Here is an 18039-nt window from a genome sequence, read left to right as displayed (position 1 = left end):
ACTCCTTTGATTGATTTCTTTAAGCATAACGAAAAACGCCTCAAGAGAAAAGAGACGTTTCATCTGTTCACTGAAACTTCAAATCCGTGGACCTGTGATCCAGCCAACTGCCGGTATCGGGCTCTCGCCGCTTCGCATGGCACTCATTTCTTGAAAGACCTTCAGAAAGTATTCATAGCGATTGGCATCATTTAGGACGTAATCTAACCGCTCTTCATAATATGATTTTTCATTTTCTCCTGACATGTAGTAGCCTTCCACAATTTCAAAATAATGAAGCGGGAACAACAAGCGGCTGTATAACAAACGCTTAGAAAAGGAAGAAAGAGGTGTCACCTGCTCATATTGCTGAAGAAAGGAGAAGCCTTCTTCAATTAAATCTTCCTTATGCTGGACAAAGGTTTCTCTTAAGTATTCGGCTATATCCCGGGTTGGATGATCAAAGACCCAATCTACAGGTAAACGAAGCGGCTGCTCATGCGGCCAAGTCCTCCGCGAAAAACGCTGGTGGCAGACAGTGCCTGAGTCACATTCCTTCGGTTCATCATCAAGCTCAGTATCCACTAAATATTGAATGGCATTTTCCGTTAATCCAAGATAATACGGAAAGGATTCGATGAATTTTTTTTCAAACTGTTCCAGTGGTTTTTGGTGCATTTGCTGCATCCAAAAGCCTTCAAGCTGATCTAACCGTTTTGCCCACAATTCCTTCCAGGCTCCCACACGTTTTGTTTCAGATACCTCATATGGAAATCCTCTTCCCCTGACATGAAAGGCCGCCAGCTCTGATGCCTGCTGAAACGATCTGCTTGAGATCGGCGGTGCTGTCTTTAATAAAGCATACAGCTCCTTTCCATGAGTAAAGGTGGGCTTCTCTTCATTTGTTAATTCAAACACAGCGACGTATGGGTCTCCGGCATTCAGTAAATACTGACTGATATGATACAGCTCTGTGAGTTCTTCTTCTCGCAAATGAGACACAGGAACAATGATAAAGAGAGCCTCCGACGTTTGAAAGCTCTGATAACTGCCATATGGCATAAATTGACGCACATCAATACCAAATGTGTGATAAATGGTTTCTTTCATGTTTTCACCTGCGTTCATATGATCGTCTCTTATCATATCGTAGTCGCAGGTTGAGGGATTTATGAATACTATTTACTATCCGAAGCTTTTTACACGTTGTGGACCAAATTACGAGGATTGGGTGAGGAATATATGCCGCATCATCATGAGATGAACGAAGTAGAAAAAACAGCAAGACGCCGTTTACAAGAACGAGGCGTATCCATTCAAGATATAGCAGACCTTGTCTACTTTTTACAGGAAAAATATCATCCTGGCTTAGACATGTCAGAATGCATCCACAATGTGGAGCGTGTCATCGCAAAACGAGAAGTCCAAAATGCGATATTAACAGGCGTCGAACTAGACGTACTAGCCGAGCAAAAAAAGCTAACCGAGCCGCTTCAGTCCATTTTAGAAACAGACGAAAGCCTGTATGGTGTTGATGAAATTCTATCCTTTGCTATCGTCAATATTTATGGTTCGATCGGCTTTACGAATTACGGATATATCGATAAAGAAAAACCAGGGATTCTCGGGAAACTCAATGATAAATCCACAGGCGAGTGCCACACCTTTTTAGATGACATTGTCGGCGCCATTGCTGCTGCAGCATCAAGCAGGCTTGCACATAGTACGAGAAATGCGGAATAAAGCAAAAAAGAGGACGCGCGCGTAACGCTTGTCCTCTTTTTTTTATGATAATCGCTCAATCCACTCGGATAATGAATCAATGACATAGGTTGGCTGTTTGTCATACTTCTGAAGCAGTTCTTTTGTTGTCACGCCTGTATGAACGAGTAATGTGTCCATTCCTGCATTCATCCCTGCCATAATATCCGTATCATAGTTATCACCCACCATAAGCGTCTCAGACAGATCGGTCCCGAGCACCCTCATCGCTTGTTCCATGATGATGGATTCTGGCTTCCCGATAAACGTTGGCTGGACCGTAGTGGTGACGGTCAGCACAGATGTTAATGAGCCGTTCCCTGGCAGAAGCCCTCTTTCTGTTGGAATGGCGATGTCTCCATTTGTTGAGACAAATTGTGCGCCTTGACGGATGGCAATCGCACCTACTGCGAATTTTTCATATGTAATGTCTCGGTCAATTCCAACAACAACGAAATCAGCGTCTTCCTGACCGAACATTAGCCCTTTTTCTTCAATGGCCTGCTTGATTCCTTCTTCACCGATGACGTAAACAGACGCGTCTTTCTTTTGTTCGGCAATATAATTGGCCGTCGCCATACTTGTTGTAAAGACTTGTTCTTCTGTTGCTGGGATATCGAATGAAACAAGTTTTTCCGCTACCTGCTTTGGCGTGCGTGACGAGTTATTCGTGACAAACAAGTAAGGAATGTTCAATTCATTTAACTTTTGAACAAATTGACCTGCTTCTTCGATCTTTTCTGTTCCTTTATACATTGTTCCGTCTAAATCAATTAAGTAGCCTTTGTATTTCATGATGCTCACAACTCCAATGGATTATTTAAACGCTGATACTGGGCCAAGCTCCTGCTCCAAGTAGGTACGGATGCGGCTTGGGAAAACCTCTAGCGCATGCTCAACCTCGCTGATCACCTGCAGCAAGTCGTGATGAACCACTTCCTGGTATTGCTGCACAAGTGTTTTGCGGCACGAGACAAGCTTTTTCAGCTGACTGCCTTCCTCTTCGGGTACAACCTTTTCATCAACAAGAATATCCATGATGTCATCATAGCTTCCTGGATCACGCATAATAAAACCATCAATCATATCATTTCCCGTATCAAGAATACATTCGACGAGCAAATGAACAATTCGTTCCAGCGCTTTTTTCTCTAGTGGACTTGTCCATGTTTGATGGCTGCGCATCAACTCATATTGCTCCTCGAAAAAACGCAATGTCTCTTCAATTTTTTTTCTGTCTACGAAATACATCATGACGCTCCCCTTTGCGTTATTTTCTGATTCGTTTTAAGACAAAATAGGCACAGCCAAAATTACAGTATTCATAAATGTATTCATCGAGTGTGCTGATTTTTGTATCAAATGTGGCCTTTTGGTTTTGGTCATCAAAGAACCCCTTCAGTCTCAGCTGATTGTAGCCCCAGTCCCCCACAATATAATCATACTTATTTAAAATATCTGAGTACCTTGCTTTAAACGCTTCTTCATCAAAACCGTCTTTGATATCTCTTACAAGATCAAAAGTAGCATTCTGAATGACGATCATCTTCTCACCTCTTTTTAAACGATCCATCTTTAATGATAATTCATTGGAAGAACTCCATCAATTGCTAAAGCATGTTTTTTCCGTTTTAGCCGAAGCTAAAGAAAAAAGGAGGTCACATTTATGAAGAAACAACTGACAGCCGCGATTCTCCTCAGCATGCTTTTGGGCGGGTGCGGCTTTCAATCAGGTATGAACCGGCAAGTGGATGAAGATTCTTCAAGTAAAACCATCCGTCTATCGGATCGTCATGAAGGAAATAATTCCAACATGCCAGAAGCAGACACAAACAGAGCAGGATATGTTCGTTATCAGCGCCAGCAAGTAACGGATCAGAAAGAAAGAACACCTGCTTTAAATCGCGAGCATCTTGCCCACGTCATTACAAGTTTAAGTGTGCAGCTGCCAAACATCAAAGATGCAGCCACACTTGTGACAGATGAGGATGCACTGATTGTATATCGAACAGGAAACAAAAACCGGGATGAATCTGCCGATCAAGTAAAGAAAACGGCGGTTTCTGTACTCCCTCGTTATTATCATGTATACGTCTCTGATAATCCAGAGCACTTTCAATCCATTGCCAATTTTTCACGTCTTCAAACCAATTCACGTGATTTTGATCAAATTTTAACCAAAACGATTCAACAAATGAAATATTCCCCTCAAGGTGGAGATATTTCTACGAAAGAAGATGCAAATGGTATGACGAATTCCGACCGTACCATGAGAAGAAACGCCCCTTACGGCCAAAATTAATATGAGAAAAAACGCCAGAGAGCTCTGGCGTTTTCTTTGTTATGCTTGCGCCTGACGCTTTTTAGACGCTTCGTTTACTTGTTCATCTGCATGGTAGGAAGAGCGCACAAGCGGTCCAGCTTCACAATGGCTAAAGCCTTTTGACATCGCAATTTCTTTCAGCTCTGCAAACTCATCCGGATGGTAGTATTTTTGAACTTTCAAATGCTTTTTCGAAGGTTGTAAATACTGACCAATCGCCATAATATCCACGTTGCTCGCAAGAAGATCATCCATGACTTCAATGATTTCTTCCTTCGTTTCACCTAGTCCAATCATAATGCTTGATTTCGTTGGAATGTCGGGCTGCATTTCTTTTGCGCGGCGCAAGAATTCTAATGAACGATCATATGTAGCACGTGCACGAACCCTTGGCGTTAATCTGCGAACTGTTTCAATATTGTGATTTAAAATATCAGGACGTGTGTCCATTAACGTCTTCAAATTATCGTAATTGCCGCCCATGTCTGAAGGGAGAACTTCAATTGTCGTGAATGGACTTTTTCTTCTAATGGCACGAACGGTTTCAGCAAACACACCTGCTCCGCCATCCTTTTGATCATCCCTTGCAACCGCTGTTATCACAGCATGCTTTAAGTTCATCAAAGCCACTGAATCTGCCACGCGTTCTGGCTCTTGCAGGTCAAGCTCAGTTGGAAGTCCAGTTTTCACCGCACAGAAACGGCATGCGCGCGTACAAACAGATCCAAGGATCATAAATGTAGCAGTTCTTCTCACCGCCCAGCATTCATGAATATTCGGACATTTTGCTTCCTCACAAACGGTATTCAGGTTGTTTTCCCGCATCATTTTTTTCAAACCGGTATAGTTTTCATTCGTATTCAGCTTAATTTTAAGCCAGTCCGGTTTTCTTACGTGCTCTTCCTTCTTTGCCAATTCCATCATCTCCATATGAATTCGTTAAAGGTGCATCTACAAAAATCTTCCTGCTATATACGATGGATGCAGCTAAGAAGCTGCAAAAAATTGAATCTTTGGCCTAAAGCCTTTTCTTTAGACACTTTAACATAGTACAGATTGAACAACAAGGGAATGAGCTGCAAAAATACCCAAAAGCCTCCTAAAAAAATCAGAAGAAAATTACTAACATTTTCTTCTTATGAAATAGGGTGATCTAACCACACTAAACGGTAGAAGACGATGCTTGATGAAAGGAGATGGACGTTTGTGAAAGTGGTTTTAGCCATCATGATCGCTCTTTCAATGCTCCCTTTACCTGTTCATGCACAAGGGGAAGGCAAGCAGCCAGACGAACTGAAGCAGCGAATGGCACTATACGAAAAAGTCGCCATCACGACACAGGTTCCATGGTATGTACTTGCTGCGGTTGATCAGTATGAGCACAATATTCGAAAAAGCAGAAGAGATTTACCGAAACAAAAAGGCGTCATTAGTATCTACATTCCCCGGGAAATGTGGATCGGCCCTGAAAACCCGAATAAGCAGGATACCTCTCCTTTAAGCATTAAAGTGTTTGACGGAATTGGACTTGATGGAAACGGGGATGGAAAAGCGAACAGCGATGACGATGAGGATGTATTATTCACGTTTGCTCAATACTTGCTTCACTACGGCAGCAGCATTGATCAATTAAAAATTGCTTTATGGGACTATTATGGACGAGATCAAACCGTTGGAATTATTTCATCTTTTATGAAGCTATTTCAGCACTACGGCCATCTTGACCTCGGAAAGCATGCCTTCCCTCTTCCGGTCGGAGCTGACTACAGCTACCGGGGTACATGGGGAGATGCGAGAGGGTTTGGCGGCAGAAGAATTCATGAGGGCACGGATTTATTTGCCCATTATGGACTTCCCGTTCGTGCGACATCGTATGGCGTGATTGAAATGAAAGGCTGGAACCGCTTTGGCGGCTGGCGGATTGGTATTCGAGATATTCATAATCATTATCATTACTTCGCTCATTTAAATGGCTTTGCAAAAGGACTCAAAACAGGTCAAATTGTTGAACCCGGACAGGTCATTGGATCTGTCGGAAGCTCCGGTTATGGCCCCCCAGGCACAGCAGGAAAATTTCCGCCGCATCTTCACTATGGCATGTATAAAGACAACGGCAGAACTGAATGGTCATTTGATCCATACCCTCATTTAAGGGCGTGGGAAAGAGCTGAGCGGAAACGCAATTAGAAAACAGCCCAATCATTCCTTGGGCTGTTTTTCATTATTCTTTCTTCTCCTTTTTCTCTGGGAGAACAATCGATGGAGCGCCTGAGTTTGTTCCGCTGCCATTGTAATAATCTGGTACGTCCCCTTGAACGGCTTGTATGGAGACGGGAACTGAATTCTTGACCACGATTGTTTCAGATGCAAACGGGATGATGACTCTCACCTTGACCTCGATCAGAACACTAATATCAATCAAGGCATTGTTGATGCCATAAGGCTTAATGTTTTTTTCAACGTCCGTATGTGGATCACCAATGACACTAAAGCGTACAGGCACTTTTGGCCCTAGATTGGCGATGAGTGCATTTCCGGACGCTTGCCCAAGCGGAATGTTATATATAATGCCGTCATGTCCATCTGTTTGATCCTTTAACGCTTCTTTTGCCTCTTTTTGAAAGTTCCCCTTTTCAATGTCCTCTAAATTTTTTTGAAGATGACGTGACAGGTCAGCCATTGCTTTCGATGTTGCCTGCGCATTAAAATCGATGGTCGTTACTTTTCCGTTCTCACTTGTATTCATGACCACCATATCCTTCATATTCTCCTGATCGTCTGCAAAGTCTTGAACAGAATATTGGATCAGATGATTGGCGATACGCTCTGTTTCTAGTTCCGCAATGTGAATAAGGGTTGGTTTAATTGAACGGTTAATAAAAAATAGACTAATGACGGTTGAGAGTACAAAGAATAAGATTGCAAGCAGCATGACGTATCGAAATGGCAAAGGGCCCTTTTTATAGGGGCGATAACGGCGGTTCATTCTCAATAAAAAATCCCCCCTTCTCCACTACAAGTGTATGCAGACAGGCGGGGGGATAGGAATCATCTATCCATTTTATTTCACCATTTTTAATAATGCGTCTCTTCCATTGGTTCCAGCTGTAATGCCTAGCGCTTCTGCGGCGTATGTCACAGATTCTAAAGGGGCATCAAGCAATTGCTCAATGGTTCTCACACCAACTGCTCTCCCTGCGATAATTCCTCTATCTGCAAGCTTTTCATTTAAGAGCCCGACATCCAGTGCACCGCACATAATATACCCATGTTCATTTGTTACCGCCATAAAATTCGTCTTCGGCAGTTTGACGGTGACGGCTGTAAAGGAATGTCCATCAATTTTAATAGGTGTTAAATTCACCAAATCCCTTCACTCCTCTCATCACAATCTATGTGACAAAAGGGCGAGTGTTGTTAGGCTAAAGCGGATTTCATGTGGTTTCCTTCAGGCGCCAAGTAAGCACATCACGTAGAAATTCCGGCATGAAATATTCAATGTGTTCATGGTCACGGATATGAGGAAATAGAGAGCCTAATGTATACATATCGACTGTGCCAACCGTATAGGAAGCGTCCTTTTTGATCAATTGATCATGTACAAAGACATCCTTTACCCGTTTGGTTTCGCCTTCTTCTACTGTATAGGTGAGGCCGCTATACAGCATTTTCCCCATCAGCTCACCTCTAAAGCCGAAGCCCTTGATGCGCAGCTGTTCCATTTTTTCTTCACAGGCACGCCGAACGGTTTCGATGAGCTGTTGACCGGTAAGCGTCACCCGAATGGGATTAATGGGATGCGGGCAGATTCGGTGGACTTCTTCTCTTGTCACGATTCCTGCCTCTAATGAATCAAGCACCATACCTGCATTCATCATGCCGATATCTGCCCCGCACCAATCTTTAATGGCATCTGTTAAGAGCTGCGGAAGCGGGGATTCATCAAACCACTTCGTTTCTAACCTTGACTCAATCGCTGTTACTTTTTCCTGCATGAGGGCTTTGGCTCTTCTTTCTGCTTGCTGTAAGGTAGTGATGGCTTCATCTGATTCACTGATCAGCTGATCCACTGACTGCACCGTTGCTTTTTTCTCGATCAGCTCTTTGCGCGCTATGTCAATTGTCAGCTCGACACAGCCAATATAATGCCCATACTTTTCAGCGCATGCAAGCAGCACCCCATTGTCCATTTCACCCTGCTCTAACAAATGATGCGTGTGTGAGCCTAGGATGATGTCGATGTCAGGAAAATCACGGGCGACCTCCCGATCATGGATGATACCAAGATGGGATAAGAGTACAATGACATCTGCCTGTCCCTTCACTTCCTGCAGTATGTCCCGTATGCTGTCAAACGGATCTGTAATGTCCCAGCCCAGCTTTTCATAGACGGGTGTATACGCAATGGTCACGCCTAAGAGACATATTTTCAGTCCGTTTTCCATTTGGATCATATGATAGGGCTTTGCCCACGATGGCCTTTTGCCTTTCTCAAATAAATTAGACAGAACCACTGGAAATTGTGCATGCTCGTACAATTGATCGAGTTGATCATGAGGCAGCGTAATGCCTTCATTATTTCCAATCGTGACCCCATCATAGCCAAGTTGATTGAGAAGCTTGACGTTTACCTTTCCATAATCAGCTTCTGACACAAGGTTCACTCGGTCCATATGGTCGCCAATATCAAACAAGAGCATCTGATCGTGAACTTGACGCTTTTCCTCAATATAAGCTGCGATTTTTGGCCAGTTCTCAAAGTGGCTGTGCAAGTCGTTTGTATGATATAACCATAGCTTCTGCAGCATGTTGATCTCTCCCTCAAGTTGTCACTGAACCGTCATTCAGGTTGAAAGCCGCAGCTCTCAATTAACTAAATAAATCTAACTGCTTCGGAGAAAGGCTTGAATACGTAATATCCAGTAAATCAATCATCTGCTGGCCATTCGCCGCTGCATCTCCGCCGGAGTTATTATTAAACACGACATAGACATCTTTTGATTGCTGATGCAGAATGTCGAGATTCTTTTTCCACTCTTTTAATTCAGCTTCATTATATAAATATAAGTATCGCACTTCACGCCAATTCTCATGGTCTGCTGGGTGAAGCCAGCCTTGTTTATTTCTTCCGTGAAAACGGACCAATGTTTTATCACGGTGCGTAGCTTGTATGACTGGCGGAATGGAGCCTTCTCCAACTTGCGGCTCATCACAAACAGAATGAATCCATCCTTCTTTTTCCATAAAGGACAAGGTCTGCTCATAAAATTCATCTGAGAACCATGTGCGGTTACGGAATTCGAGGGCACATGGAATGTCACCCATCTTCTCTTTACACCATCTTAAATAGTGGACGTGCTCTTTTTTGCAATCAAACCATGGTGGAAATTGAAACAAAACCATGGCAAGTTTCCCTTCTCGAATGAGCGGAGTTAATGAAAGAATAAATGCGTCAAACATCTCTTCCTTCGAAGCAAACGGAATTTCGCCCCTCTGATGCCCGGTCATTCCTTGATATGCTTTCACGACAAATTGAAAGGTATCTGGCGTATCCTTGATCCACTTTTCATGATTACGCTCAGGCTGAACCGCATAAAAGCTGGCATCCAGCTCCACAATGGGAAACGTTGACGAATAGTGAAACAGCTTTTGAGCGCTGCCGATTTTCGGCGGATAAAGACTGTCATGGTCTCCCCAGCCAGTTAATCCGATATAAATCATGTTTCTCACCTCTTGCCACTCTCATGTATAGACGGCTTCCTCACATGAAAGCCTTTTTCTCTTGTGATACCCATATTTCTGAAAGAAATTCTTCTGTCTACAACATATCATATTTGCCCGTAATTCTGAATGAAGATGACTGACGGTACGTGATTTTGTCCTGACGCTCTGTTTGTTTGTGATATTAGTTGACAACTTTCTATCTAAAATGATTTGAGCTGATAACATAAATTGCATATCAGAGAAGTTAACAGTGATTGTCCATTTATTTATTCATCTTCACCAAGAGCTTTAGTTCTCAATAAAGGAGACTTAGTGGATATGAAAATAGACGATAACCAGTTTGAAGCATTGCAAAAAATCGCCGAAAGGATTCACAAGCCTGTCTATTTGTGTAACCAGCATGGACGTATTCTCTGCAACTCGCACACCATGATCACGAGCCCAGATTGGATTCGCATTCTCCCCTTTTTCCAAAGAAGGACACCCCATTATTTTTCGATGATATATGCGAAGCAAACCTTTTCCGTCTTTCCGATTGATCTAACCGAACAAACATGTGAGTATGTGGTCATCCCTTCCTTCATCCCTCCGCTGGATGAAACACTGCAAGTCTTCATTGCACAAGCAGTAAACGAAATCTCAATTGCGCGAATGAGACAATATACTGCCCAGCAAACGGCCAAGCGTGCAAGAAATGAAGGGTTTCGCAGATGGATAGAGGGTGCATCGTATTCTCAGCAAGACGCTGCATACATTGCGAAGACGTTTGGATTAAACATAGAAAACAGCTATCTATGTATGATCTGTCAGCTTGATCATTGTCATGAGACCACTCATTTTTTGAACCAGCAGCTGATGTTAGATCAAGTCGTTGATCTACTTGACAGCGCACTTCCAAGCTCTCCTTTTCCTTCCTTTCTGTTTGTCAAAGGTGATATGGGCATTGTATTAATGGAAGAGACAGGCAGTTGGTCAAAGATGAGTGGCAGACTCCTCTCTTTTTTGAAACAGTTGCAGATGCTCGTTAGCATACAAGCGAATCACACCATTTCCTTTGGCGTGAGCTTGACTAGTTGTCGCACCACCCATCTGTCTGAGGGCTACAGTGAAGCATTAGAGGCTCTTCAAGCCGGACATCTCTCGTCGCAGGCGGAATATATTCAGTTCTATCAGGCAAAGGATGTGCCAGATTTATTGAAGCTTATTCCAAGAAAGGATTTAGTCACGTTTCACCAGATGCACCTTCACCCGGTATATGAAGCTGATCAAAACCTCCTCCACACCTTATCTGTCTATTTAGAAACGCATTGCCACATTTCAGAAACAGCGAAACGTTTGTCTATTCATCGCAACACGGTCATTTATCGATTGGAGAAGTGTGAGGAGCTGCTTCGGATCAGCTTAAAAGACCCTGAAGCCACATTAAGGCTGCGCTTAGCATTACGTATTCAGATGCTTCTCTCACCCCATCCTGATTGAATGTTTTCTTCCGAAGCTTCATATAGTTTGGAGGAGAAAAGTGATACACGAGGAGGCAAAAATCGCTTTGCAGATATTTCGTTGAATCAGTGGATGGCCTTATCCCCTCCTCAATTAGTGAAAGAGCATTTACATGTAGATGATGCCATGATTCGTGCGCTTCATAAAGAAAAATCACCTGTCGTTACATATAAAAGGTGATGACCATTATAATAAAACCGATCAATCTGTGCTGATCGGTTTTTTTATAAACAAATTTTAAGAAATTGCAGAAGTATGCTGCACTTTTTTCCCCCACACGATGGATGCAATGAAGCTTATGCAAAGCACCAATGTTCCGAGCATAAAAGGAAACTCAATATTCACATCAAATAAAATCCCAGCAAGGCTCGGTCCGACAATATTGGCAAGGCTCATAAAGGATGTATTAAGGCCGCCAGCTACTCCTTGCTGATTACCTGCCATTTTGGACAACAATGTATTGAGGGCTGGACGAACAAATGATGTAGCCGACAAAAATAAAATAGAGCCTGTAAAGATCAGCCAAAAGGACGGTGCAACACGGCAGACGATGAGCATCAAAGCCGCTCCTAGCAGTGCATAACGCACGACGCGCATTTCACCAAATCGTTTCACACAGGCATTCACCAACGCACCTTGGACAAGCACGCCAGCAAGACCCGCAACCGTAATCACAAACGCAATATCCTTCGGTGTAAATCCATGTTTTTGGTCTACATATAAGCCGAAAATCGATTCAAAGTGAATGATGCCAAAATTGAGGACAAACGCCAATATAAACAAAAAACCGTAGGATGTCTTTAAAGCTTGCATCATTTGTACAAAAGGGTTGAAATGAATGTCTTTGTTTAACCGCGCTTCTTCCTGCTTTTCCTTTGTTAAAGTTTCAGGTAAAAACAGGATGGATAATAGGGTAGAAAGAGCTGCAAAGGAACCTGCGATGAGAAAAGGAAAAGCGATCCCATACTCGACCAAATAGCCGCCTACGCCTGGTCCAATAACAAAGCCTAACGTCATTGCTGCACTAAATAGCCCCATTCCTTTCCCTCGGTCCTTCTCACTTGTGATATCAGCAATGTATGCAAACATGGCTGGCATGAGTAAAGCTCCGGCCGCACCGCCTAAAAAACGTGATACAAACAGCATCCACAGCTGATCAGCAAATGCAAAAATAAACTGGGCAATGGTAAAGCCGGCAATCCCGGCAATGATCAATTTTCTACGTCCAAATCGATCGGTCAGTGCGCCTGCAACCGGCGATAAAGCAAATTGTGTAAGACCTGTTGCAGCGACAAGAAAACCGAGTGTTTTTCCTGTTGCGCCAAAGGCTTCAATATAACTTGGCATGACAGGGACAATGAGGCCAAAGCCAAGCATGGCAATAAAAATATTGAGCATCAAAATGTATAATCTGCCCATTTTCTTCATATCAAAAAACCTCTTTCTGCAAAATAAATGAAAATGATGTCAAAAACTCAGAACTTCTTCAGTATAGCGATATCACTGTCTATAAGTCTAGTTTTTCAAAAATTAGTTTTCTTTTCCAAATAAAAAATACCCGCAAATAGCGAGTATCCGTATGACTTTATTCACCTTGTTCATAGATAGAAAGAGCCGCCTGAAGCCCTGCTCCGCAATGGATGGATGCACCGTGTTTGATTAGAATCGCTTCCAGTCCTGCTAACACAAACAGCACGTTTTCTTTTCTGCAGCTATAGCCCATTGTGCCAATTCTCCATATACGTCCGGCTAGCGGTCCAAAGGAGCTTGCGATTTCAATGCCAAAATGCTTAAGCAGATCGGCACGTACCGCTTCTCCATCAATACCACTTGGAATCTCAATACATGTCACAACTGGCATTTTACAATGTGGATCACCGAACAATTCAAGTCCCATCGCTTCAAGACCTTTCATCAAGGCTTTCTCGTGATATGCGTGCCTTTGAAAACGCTCAGACAGTCCTTCTTCCAGCACAACACGAACCCCTTCACGAAGTGCATAGAGCATCGTTGTCGCTTCTGTATGATGATTTAATCGTCTAGGGCTCCAATAATCCTGGAGCTGGCTGAGATCAAAGTAATTGCTTTTAATTGGATAAATATCCATTTGCTCCTGCAATTCATCCTGTGTCGCAATTCCCTTTTCCACTTTCTTTCTCGATTCAACGACAGCTGCAACCCGGTCATTATACGTGATAGGTGACATGCCTGATGGAACAGACAAGCACTTCTGCGTACCGCCAATCGCCGCATCAATCTTCCATTCGTCCACTTTCACCTGGGCCCCGCCAATGGTTGCTACAGCGTCTACAATGAACAGTGCATCGAGTTCTCGGCACGCTTCACCAATTTGCTCAAGCGGCTGCAACCGCCCCGTGGATGTTTCACCATGGACCATCGCAACGATTCTAGGCTTGACCTGCTTCATTTCCTGAATGATATCGCTAGGATCAAAAACCGTTCCCCATTCACATTCCATTGTATGTACCTCAGCACCATAGCGCTGTCCTATTTCAATGAGCAGATGACCGAAGCGGCCAAAGACAGGCACAAGCATCGAATCTCCCGGCTCAATGACACTGGCAAGCACAGCTTCAAGCCCTGAACGAGACGTGCCGTCAATCGGAAAAGCCCATTCATTTTCTGTTTGGAAAAGCGACCGCAATAAGGTCATCGTTTCATTCATGATATGTGTAAATGCTGGATCAAATTGACCAAGAATTGGGGTACTCATCACACGGAGCACTCTCGGGTCTACTTCAACAGGTCCTGGTGTCATAATCGTTCTTGAAGGTATTTGCAGTTCTTTCACGTTATCCATCCTCTCCCTTGCTGCCATCCTATATGCCCACTTATACAGCAATGCTGTTAAAATAGCAATCTCTTTTCCTACGAATTCATTACATAAAATTTACGATAAATCCATTTATTTCTTTCTGGCAATATGATAGAAATAAAGAGAATACATTCCCTATTAAGGAGGAAATCGAATGAAGAGAACCTTATTTGGAACTGTGGCTGCCGGAATCATGATATTCGGCACGTTAGCCGCCCCGCTGCCGCAATCTGCGAATGCTCAAAGCTTTACTCTGAATGAACCGAGCCAAACCATCACATTTTCCCCGTTACAGCTTCAAAACGAAACATCTGCACAACAAGCGAAAACAGCCGCTACAAGTCAAATCGATTCCTATTATCAAACTGCTAATGGCAAATCAGGACCCGCTCTAAAGAAAGCTTTACACGATATTATTGATGATCATAAGCAGCTATCCTACAGCCAGGTTTGGGATGCCTTAAAGAAAACAGATGAAGATCCAAAAAATCCAAGCAATGTGCTCTTGCTCTATAGCGGTGTCTCTCGCTCAAAGCAAGCGAATGGCGGAAATGTTGGCCAGTGGAACCGGGAGCATGTCTGGGCTAAGTCACACGGCAACTTCGGGACAAGCCAGGGCCCCGGTACAGATCTCCATCATCTGCGGGCAACAGACGTACAAACGAATAGTACACGTGGAAATTTAGATTTTGATCTGGGCGGAAATGAATACAAGGGGGCACCGGGTAATTTCTACGATAGCGACTCATTCGAACCTCATAGCCGGGTGAAAGGGGATGTGGCAAGAATGCTCTTTTATATGGCGGTGCGGTACGAGGGCGATGACCGCTTTCCAGATTTAGAATTAAACGACAAAGTGAATAATGGAAGCGCCCCTCTCCATGGCAAAATGTCCGTACTTCTCAAGTGGCACAAACAAGATCCAGTCGATCAAATCGAACGGAACCGCAACGAGATCATTTATGAAACGTATCAGAACAACCGCAATCCCTTTATCGATCACCCAGAATGGGCAAGCGCGATTTGGGAATAAAAAAGAAGGGCACTGCTATGAGCAAGCAGTGCCCTTCTTTTTTTCAAGCGGACAGACAAGACAATAATCGAGACTCTCCGATTTTTTCTCGAGCTTATAATACATACAGCAGGTCTTTCGGTCGGATGTTTCTAGTAAACTGTCATCTAAGTTTAAGCTGTGATGAAATGGATTTTGTTTTGCTCCGAATACATCACCAGCCGCTTGCTTCAGATACAGATAATCCTCCCGCACGCGCTGCTTCACCGCAGACTCTTCGGCTTCCCGCATCATGCTGCGATAAAGAGAATTGATACGAACCGCTACATTTTCCCACAAAATGGAGTACGGAAGTCTTGAAGTGCGCTTCAGCACGTCTAAAAGAGGTGTAACACACTCCGTAAACAGCGCATGCACAGCCTGCTCTCTCCATTCATGCCGATCTCCTTCTAGTGGAACAAACGAACATAACGTCTCATCAATTTCAATTTTCCGATCCCCTCTAAAGGCACATGCCTCCGGTGGAAACTGATAGACACCGTCATACAGCGTCATCATGTACAAAGAGGAACTGACGGCTAAGTAGGCATAACGCTTTGAAAACATCGACGCTGCTACCGCCACATTCGGTGCATGCATGGCTTCCTTTTCAGCCTCTAATAAACGCAGGACAGATGCTTCTGAAAAAAGCGCAGCAAGTGTGCGGTCAGATGTCATTGGTCCATTTGTGATGTGTACCCCGAAATCAAGTAATTCTCTCTCAACCCACTCTGGCCTCATATCAAAACCTCCATCTTTCGTTTATCGATTTCGCTGCTGGTATAACAAATAAATAAAGAACGGTGCACCAATTGCAGCCGTGAATACACCTGCTGGTACATCTAACGGTAGAAAAGCCGTTCTAGCGACTAAATCTGCCAGCATCACGAGAATACTCCCAACAAGCGCAGATGCCGGGACCAGCGCAATGAAGGAGCGGCCGATGATCATCCGTGCGACATGCGGCGCCATCAGTCCAACAAATTCAATGCCGCCTGCAAAGGCAACAGCAATCCCCGCCAATGTCACACTCATCAGCAGAAAGAATAACCGTTTTGCCTGCACTTTTACCCCGAGACCTGTTGCGAGATCATCTCCAAGCTCCTTCACATTCATCGTTCTTGCTAACACCATGACAATCGGTAAAATGATCATGACCCAAGGAAGCATCGACGTGACGTCCTTCATCGTAGAACCATATAAACTGCCCGTCAGCCAAATATATGACTTTGTCGTCGTCATCGTATCACTAAGAACAAGAGTAAACGTCACACACGCCTTCATAATGGCAGAAATCCCAATTCCCATTAAGACAAGTGTGATCGGCTTAACCCCTTTTTTCCATGAAAGCAAATAAATGAGGCACGATACGGCAAAAGCCCCTGCAATCGCCCATAAGGATTGGTACGCAATAGGCACAGTGCCCATCCAAAAGACAATAAACATAATCGCCCCAAACGAAGCACCACTCGTAATCCCAATGATGTCAGGCGATGCAAGCGGATTGCGGATTAATCCTTGCAAAATAAGCCCTGATACCGCAAGCGCGGCCCCCACTAAGACAGCCAGCAGTGTTCTTGGAATCCTCAGCGTATTGAGCACAAAGGTGTTTCCCTCTCCCTGACCGATTAAATGAAGCAGCACATCCATCGGCTGAATAAACCGGCTGCCCATACAGAGACTGAGAATAAATAATCCAAAAGCAACGGCCGTCAATAAAAGTAAAATCAAAAACGTCCGCTTTGAAAATTGAAATGAAATGCGTCCGCCCTTTGAACGCACTGTATATGTTTTAGCCACCTGTCTTCAACCCCTTGCGCACGAGATAAACAAATAGAGGCGCTCCTGCTACCGCCGTCATGACACCAATCGGCACTTCCTGCGGCATGATCAGAAAACGAGCCGCAAGGTCTGCGACAAGTAAAAGCGACGCCCCCACAACGGCACAATACGGCAGTACCCAGCGGTGGTCAGGTCCAACAAGCTTTTTCACAATATGCGGCACTAGAAAACCAACAAACCCAATCGATCCTGCGACAGCGACGGAACCACCCGCTAAAAAGACGACGAGAACTCCCATCGTGATTTTCAGCACCAGCGTACGCTGGCCAAGTCCCTTCGCAATATCATCTCCTGACAAAAGGACATTGATGGAGCGTCCAAGAAGCAGCGCCACAACTGTTGCACCTAAAATATAAGGCAAAACAGGCAGCAGCATATCAATGCTTCTTCCAGACACTGAACCCGCCATCCAGAACAGGATGCTTTGAATCGACTGTTCATTCACGATTAAAAGACCTTGTGTAAAGGACGCAAACAGTGCAGATATCGCCGCACCTGCAAGGACAATTTTGACCGGTGTCAATCCATCTCTTCCAATGGAGCCCAAGAGAAAAACGAGCATCCCTGCAATCGCAGCACCTAAAAAGGCTGTCCACATATAGCCTGTTAATGACTCTGTTGAAAAGAAAACAATCGAAATGACGATAAAAAATAGTCCACCTGCATTAATGCCTAACAAATCTGGTGCCGCAAGCGGGTTTCTCGTTAATGCCTGCATGAGTGCACCTGAAATGGCTAGACTTGATCCAACAACCGCTGCGATTAAAGCTCTTGATAATCTGGATGTCATGACAATGACACTGTTTGGATCCGATTCATCAAAATGAAGAAACGCATGGATGGTGGCTTTGAGGGAAATCGAGGTTTGCCCAAGAGAAATGCTGAGCATAAAAAAGACCAACATCAATACGACGAATCCAGCAAACAGCAGCGCCTTGCTCGAATCCTTTTTTAGTAAACTTCTCATCTGATTCCCGCTTTCAATCTGTTATGGAAAAAGGAGAAAATGGTTTTTCACATTTT

At 43.9% G+C, this 18039-nt stretch carries 19 protein-coding genes and 1 pseudogene; 6 read left to right on the top strand and 14 right to left on the bottom strand.

Annotated features, from left to right (window positions below; genetic code table 11):
• Positions 1-78: 78 nt before the first annotated feature.
• Complete coding sequence (gene yutH / locus C6348_RS14880; RefSeq protein ID WP_106043617.1) at positions 79-1107, bottom strand: spore coat putative kinase YutH; 1029 nt, start codon at positions 1105-1107, stop codon at positions 79-81.
• A gap of 114 nt (positions 1108-1221) precedes the next feature.
• Here yutH and C6348_RS14875 point away from each other — a divergent pair, with 114 nt between their 5' ends.
• Positions 1222-1722, top strand: coding sequence for a phosphatidylglycerophosphatase A family protein (locus C6348_RS14875; protein WP_034659876.1), 501 nt, complete (start codon positions 1222-1224; stop codon positions 1720-1722).
• Between the two features lie 42 nt (positions 1723-1764).
• On the opposite strand, the gene C6348_RS14870 is transcribed toward C6348_RS14875, so the two are convergent.
• The 3 genes from C6348_RS14870 to C6348_RS14860 are packed head-to-tail and all read right to left on the bottom strand — an operon-like array spanning position 1765 to position 3286.
• Positions 1765-2538, bottom strand: a complete 774-nt coding sequence (locus C6348_RS14870) for a TIGR01457 family HAD-type hydrolase (protein ID WP_106039163.1) — start codon at positions 2536-2538, stop codon at positions 1765-1767.
• 18 nt (positions 2539-2556) lie between these two features.
• Positions 2557-2991 (bottom strand): DUF86 domain-containing protein, encoded by a 435-nt coding sequence (locus tag C6348_RS14865; RefSeq protein ID WP_034659878.1) that lies wholly within the window; start codon positions 2989-2991, stop codon positions 2557-2559.
• Between the two features lie 19 nt (positions 2992-3010).
• Positions 3011-3286 (bottom strand): YutD family protein, encoded by a 276-nt coding sequence (locus tag C6348_RS14860; RefSeq protein ID WP_003213192.1) that lies wholly within the window; start codon positions 3284-3286, stop codon positions 3011-3013.
• Between the two features lie 120 nt (positions 3287-3406).
• On the opposite strand from C6348_RS14860, the gene C6348_RS14855 reads away from it, so the two are divergent.
• A complete protein-coding gene (locus tag C6348_RS14855) occupies positions 3407-4042 on the top strand; it encodes a YhcN/YlaJ family sporulation lipoprotein (RefSeq protein ID WP_106043616.1) in 636 nt (211 codons plus the stop codon).
• A 39-nt stretch (positions 4043-4081) separates the two neighbouring features.
• Here C6348_RS14855 and lipA read toward each other — a convergent pair whose 3' ends face one another.
• A complete protein-coding gene (lipA, locus tag C6348_RS14850; protein WP_034660686.1) occupies positions 4082-4978 on the bottom strand; it encodes a lipoyl synthase in 897 nt (298 codons plus the stop codon).
• A 327-nt stretch (positions 4979-5305) separates the two neighbouring features.
• Here lipA and C6348_RS14845 point away from each other — a divergent pair, with 327 nt between their 5' ends.
• A complete protein-coding gene (locus tag C6348_RS14845; protein ID WP_223251586.1) occupies positions 5306-6250 on the top strand; it encodes a M23 family metallopeptidase in 945 nt (314 codons plus the stop codon).
• 34 nt (positions 6251-6284) lie between these two features.
• Here C6348_RS14845 and yunB read toward each other — a convergent pair whose 3' ends face one another.
• The 4 genes from yunB to C6348_RS14825 all read right to left on the bottom strand — a co-directional run bounded on the left by yunB (position 6285) and on the right by C6348_RS14825 (position 9784).
• The gene (gene yunB / locus C6348_RS14840; RefSeq protein ID WP_034282711.1) at positions 6285-7049 is read right to left on the bottom strand and encodes a sporulation protein YunB; all 765 of its coding nucleotides are present in this window, start codon (positions 7047-7049) and stop codon (positions 6285-6287) included.
• Between the two features lie 75 nt (positions 7050-7124).
• Entirely contained in the window at positions 7125-7430 is a 306-nt protein-coding gene (locus C6348_RS14835) for a YunC family protein (protein WP_034659881.1), read from the bottom strand.
• 67 nt (positions 7431-7497) lie between these two features.
• A complete protein-coding gene (locus C6348_RS14830; protein ID WP_034659882.1) occupies positions 7498-8871 on the bottom strand; it encodes a bifunctional metallophosphatase/5'-nucleotidase in 1374 nt (457 codons plus the stop codon).
• 61 nt (positions 8872-8932) lie between these two features.
• The gene (locus C6348_RS14825) at positions 8933-9784 is read right to left on the bottom strand and encodes a DUF72 domain-containing protein (protein ID WP_034659883.1); all 852 of its coding nucleotides are present in this window, start codon (positions 9782-9784) and stop codon (positions 8933-8935) included.
• 321 nt (positions 9785-10105) lie between these two features.
• Between C6348_RS14825 and C6348_RS14820 the strand changes: the two genes are divergently transcribed.
• On the top strand, positions 10106-11266 hold the full coding sequence (locus C6348_RS14820; RefSeq protein ID WP_106030456.1) for a PucR family transcriptional regulator: 1161 nt from the start codon (positions 10106-10108) through the stop codon (positions 11264-11266).
• 60 nt (positions 11267-11326) lie between these two features.
• Positions 11327-11467, top strand: a pseudogene (locus tag C6348_RS19090) (oxalate decarboxylase); the annotation flags it as partial.
• Positions 11468-11524: 57 nt separating this feature from the next.
• On the opposite strand, the gene C6348_RS14810 reads toward C6348_RS19090, so the two are convergent.
• Complete coding sequence (locus C6348_RS14810; protein WP_034659885.1) at positions 11525-12715, bottom strand: tetracycline resistance MFS efflux pump; 1191 nt, start codon at positions 12713-12715, stop codon at positions 11525-11527.
• A gap of 157 nt (positions 12716-12872) precedes the next feature.
• The gene (locus C6348_RS14805) at positions 12873-14108 is read right to left on the bottom strand and encodes a pyridoxal-phosphate-dependent aminotransferase family protein (protein WP_106043686.1); all 1236 of its coding nucleotides are present in this window, start codon (positions 14106-14108) and stop codon (positions 12873-12875) included.
• Positions 14109-14277: 169 nt separating this feature from the next.
• Here C6348_RS14805 and C6348_RS14800 point away from each other — a divergent pair, with 169 nt between their 5' ends.
• On the top strand, positions 14278-15156 hold the full coding sequence (locus C6348_RS14800; RefSeq protein WP_106043614.1) for an endonuclease I family protein: 879 nt from the start codon (positions 14278-14280) through the stop codon (positions 15154-15156).
• Positions 15157-15171: 15 nt separating this feature from the next.
• Here C6348_RS14800 and C6348_RS14795 read toward each other — a convergent pair whose 3' ends face one another.
• From C6348_RS14795 to C6348_RS14785, 3 genes are read right to left on the bottom strand one after another with little or no spacing between them, the layout of a single operon-like run.
• A complete protein-coding gene (locus C6348_RS14795; protein WP_106043613.1) occupies positions 15172-15915 on the bottom strand; it encodes an IucA/IucC family C-terminal-domain containing protein in 744 nt (247 codons plus the stop codon).
• 21 nt (positions 15916-15936) lie between these two features.
• Positions 15937-16974: a FecCD family ABC transporter permease gene (locus tag C6348_RS14790; protein WP_034659892.1), complete on the bottom strand. Its 1038-nt coding sequence runs from the start codon at positions 16972-16974 to the stop codon at positions 15937-15939.
• A complete protein-coding gene (locus C6348_RS14785; RefSeq protein ID WP_034659893.1) occupies positions 16967-17983 on the bottom strand; it encodes a FecCD family ABC transporter permease in 1017 nt (338 codons plus the stop codon). The genes C6348_RS14790 and C6348_RS14785 overlap by 8 nt, the downstream gene beginning before the upstream one ends.
• Positions 17984-18039 lie beyond the last annotated feature (56 nt).

It is taken from the genome of Bacillus sp. YBWC18 (assembly GCF_002998775.1).
Lineage (GTDB): Bacteria > Bacillota > Bacilli > Bacillales > Bacillaceae > Bacillus.
The sequence above is the reverse complement of the archived record's forward strand: the minus strand, read 5'-3'. Positions and strand labels throughout refer to the sequence as shown.

Excerpts from the sequence above, each read along its gene's own strand:
- yutH (WP_106043617.1), bottom strand. The coding sequence starts at position 1,107 with ATGAACGCAGGTGAAAACATGAAAGAAACCATTTATCACACATTTGGT.
- C6348_RS14875 (WP_034659876.1), top strand. The coding sequence starts at position 1,222 with ATGCCGCATCATCATGAGATGAACGAAGTAGAAAAAACAGCAAGACGC.
- C6348_RS14865 (WP_034659878.1), bottom strand. The coding sequence starts at position 2,991 with ATGTATTTCGTAGACAGAAAAAAAATTGAAGAGACATTGCGTTTTTTC.
- C6348_RS14860 (WP_003213192.1), bottom strand. The coding sequence starts at position 3,286 with ATGATCGTCATTCAGAATGCTACTTTTGATCTTGTAAGAGATATCAAA.
- C6348_RS14855 (WP_106043616.1), top strand. The coding sequence starts at position 3,407 with ATGAAGAAACAACTGACAGCCGCGATTCTCCTCAGCATGCTTTTGGGC.
- C6348_RS14845 (WP_223251586.1), top strand. The coding sequence starts at position 5,306 with ATGCTCCCTTTACCTGTTCATGCACAAGGGGAAGGCAAGCAGCCAGAC.
- yunB (WP_034282711.1), bottom strand. The coding sequence starts at position 7,049 with ATGAACCGCCGTTATCGCCCCTATAAAAAGGGCCCTTTGCCATTTCGA.
- C6348_RS14830 (WP_034659882.1), bottom strand. The coding sequence starts at position 8,871 with ATGCTGCAGAAGCTATGGTTATATCATACAAACGACTTGCACAGCCAC.
- C6348_RS14825 (WP_034659883.1), bottom strand. The coding sequence starts at position 9,784 with ATGATTTATATCGGATTAACTGGCTGGGGAGACCATGACAGTCTTTAT.
- C6348_RS14820 (WP_106030456.1), top strand. The coding sequence starts at position 10,106 with ATGAAAATAGACGATAACCAGTTTGAAGCATTGCAAAAAATCGCCGAA.
- C6348_RS14810 (WP_034659885.1), bottom strand. The coding sequence starts at position 12,715 with ATGAAGAAAATGGGCAGATTATACATTTTGATGCTCAATATTTTTATT.
- C6348_RS14805 (WP_106043686.1), bottom strand. The coding sequence starts at position 14,108 with ATGGATAACGTGAAAGAACTGCAAATACCTTCAAGAACGATTATGACA.
- C6348_RS14800 (WP_106043614.1), top strand. The coding sequence starts at position 14,278 with ATGAAGAGAACCTTATTTGGAACTGTGGCTGCCGGAATCATGATATTC.
- C6348_RS14795 (WP_106043613.1), bottom strand. The coding sequence starts at position 15,915 with ATGAGGCCAGAGTGGGTTGAGAGAGAATTACTTGATTTCGGGGTACAC.
- C6348_RS14785 (WP_034659893.1), bottom strand. The coding sequence starts at position 17,983 with ATGAGAAGTTTACTAAAAAAGGATTCGAGCAAGGCGCTGCTGTTTGCT.